We start from the raw sequence: 2306 nt of genomic DNA, 5'->3' as shown, positions 1-2306 counted from the left end.
TGCGTATTCCACGGCATCCGACCGCTTATTCCAGCAACATCCGACCAGCCGTTCCACGATCATCCGACCGGTCGGCGGTAGCGGTCTGAGGCAAAGTCTTCATGGTTGATCCGGGGGCATCCAGTCAAGGGTGACGGTGGTGCGGAGGGTTGTCCACGGGAGGGGCCCGCGCGCCCGGCGCCGCGCCCGCCAGGAGGCTGGCGGTGTCGGGCGCGTGGGAGGGACCAGTGGGCAACCCGGGGCCGGGGTCCTGCTCATTGGTTGGCCTCAGCGCGGTTGTCGATGCCGGTCTTGCGCAGCGACGGGCCATCGAGGGAGATCCGGTAGGCATTGTGAACCAGCCTGTCGAGGATGGCGTCGGCGAAGGTGGGCTCGCCAATGACATCGTGCCAGGACTCCACGGGGAGCTGACTGGTGACGATGGTCGAGCGGCGGCCGTAGCGCTCCTCGACGATCTCCATCAGGTCGCGGCGCTGCGTAGCGGTCAGGCGGTCGGGACCCCAGTCGTCGAGGATCAGAAGATCCACACGCGCGATCTTGCGGAACAGCCGGTCGAAGCGCCCGTCGCCGCGCGCCAGCTCGAGGTCGGAGAAGAGCCGCGGCAGCCGTTGGTAAAGAACGGTGCGGTCCGCTCGGCTGGCCCCGTGGCCGAGTGCGCAGGCCAGCCACGACTTGCCGACCCCGCAGGGCCCGGTGATCAGGACCGAGCGGTGCCGGTCGATCCAGTCAGGGCTGGCGAGGCTTTGGAACAAGGCGCGATCGAGGCCGCGGGAGGTCCGGTAGTCCACATCCTCCATGCAGGCGCCACCATGGCGCAGGTTGGCGGCCCGCAGGCGCGACTGGAACCGGCGGGTGCCGCGCCGGGCCTCTTCGCGGTCCAGCATCAGCCCGATCCAGGCGACGGGGTCGAGGCTGCGGCCGCGATCTTCGCTGATCAGCTCGGCAAAAGCTTCGGCCATGCCGTCGAGCTTCAACGCGTTCAGTGCCTCAAAGGTGGGGTGGGTCAGCAAGGGTTTGTCTCCTTAGGTCAGTGGAAGAACTTGGCGCCACGGATGTTGGCATGGGTGATGGGCGGGGCTTCGGGTGGCCGGTCCGGGGGACGGCCGTCGAGGCGGTTCAGCAGGATCGACTTCACCGACGTCATGGTGCGGGTGTTGATGGCGAGCGCGCGGTCACAGGCGGCCTCGACCCGCTCGGGCCCATAGCTGCGGGCCAGACGCAGGATGCCGAGGCAGGAGCGAAAGCCCTGTTCGGGGTGCGGCCTGTCGCGGAGGATGACGTCGATCAGGATCCCGGTGGCAGGACCGATGCGGGCGGCCCGGTCGCGCAGCTGCTCGGGCGTGGTCTCGGCATAACGGCGATGGCTGGCAGGACGATGGTCGTTCAGCGTCGTTGCGCCGGTGTCGCCGGGGGAAGCGCGCCTGTGGCAGGCCACACGCTTGCCGGCGCGGAAGATCTCGACGGTGCCCGCCGTCAGCCGTGCCCAGAGCTGCTGGCGGATCAGGTCGTGTGGCACCGAGTAATGGTGGCCTTCCAGCCGGACATGATAGTCGGCACCAACCGTGGCGCGGCGCCAGTCGGCATGGACGAAAGGCTCCGGAGGCAGCGGCTGCATGGCCGGGCGATCGAGCGTGTCGAAAAGGTCCTGACGCGCGGCGCCCAGATGACGGCTGACACGGGCGTTCAGGCGAGCAAGCTCTTCGCGGATGGCGGTGTTGAGTTCGTCGAGGCTGAAGAACTGCCGGTTGCGCAATCGCGCGATGATCCAGCGCTGAGCAAGAAGAACCGCCCCTTCGACCTTGGCCTTGTCGCGTGGCTTGTAAGGACGTGCCGGAAGGATGGCCGTGCCGTAATGCGCCGCCATCTCGGCGTAGCTGCGGTTGATCTCTGGCTCGTAGAAGCAGGCCCGGATCACGCCGGACTTCAGGTTATCCGAAACGACAAGCGCCGGCACCGCCCCAAACGCGGCAAAGGCACGGGTATGAGCGCCGATCCAATCCGGCAGCGCCTGGCTCCAGCTCGCTTCGGCGTAGGTCATGTTTGAGGCGCCCATGACGGCAATGAAGATCTCCGCTGGACGGGCAGCGCCGGTCACCGGGTCGATCACCGTCATCCGGGTGCCCGAGTAGTCGACGAACATCCGCTCGCCTGCGACATGGCGCTGGCGCATCACCGGCGAAAGGCGCCCAACCCAGCGGCGGTAATGCTCGCAAAAGGCCGAGTAGCCATAGCCGTCGGGGTGCTGGCCCCGATACTCATCCCAAAGCAGCGCCAGCGTGACGCCCGGCCGCTTCAGTTCGCGATGA

General features: G+C 67.6%; 2 protein-coding genes. Both read right to left on the bottom strand.

Features of this window, described 5'->3' with window-relative positions; genetic code table 11:
- Positions 1-254: 254 nt before the first annotated feature.
- Positions 255-1010 (bottom strand): IS21-like element helper ATPase IstB, encoded by a 756-nt coding sequence (istB, locus tag IEX25_RS19575; RefSeq protein WP_188717391.1) that lies wholly within the window; start codon positions 1008-1010, stop codon positions 255-257.
- Between the two features lie 17 nt (positions 1011-1027).
- The coding region (istA, locus tag IEX25_RS19570) for an IS21 family transposase (RefSeq protein ID WP_188717389.1) at positions 1028-2306 on the bottom strand (1279 nt) is incomplete at its 5' end.

Source organism: Paracoccus acridae (assembly GCF_014642735.1).
Taxonomy (GTDB): domain Bacteria; phylum Pseudomonadota; class Alphaproteobacteria; order Rhodobacterales; family Rhodobacteraceae; genus Paracoccus; species Paracoccus acridae.
This window is presented reverse-complemented; position numbering and strand designations above follow the sequence as displayed.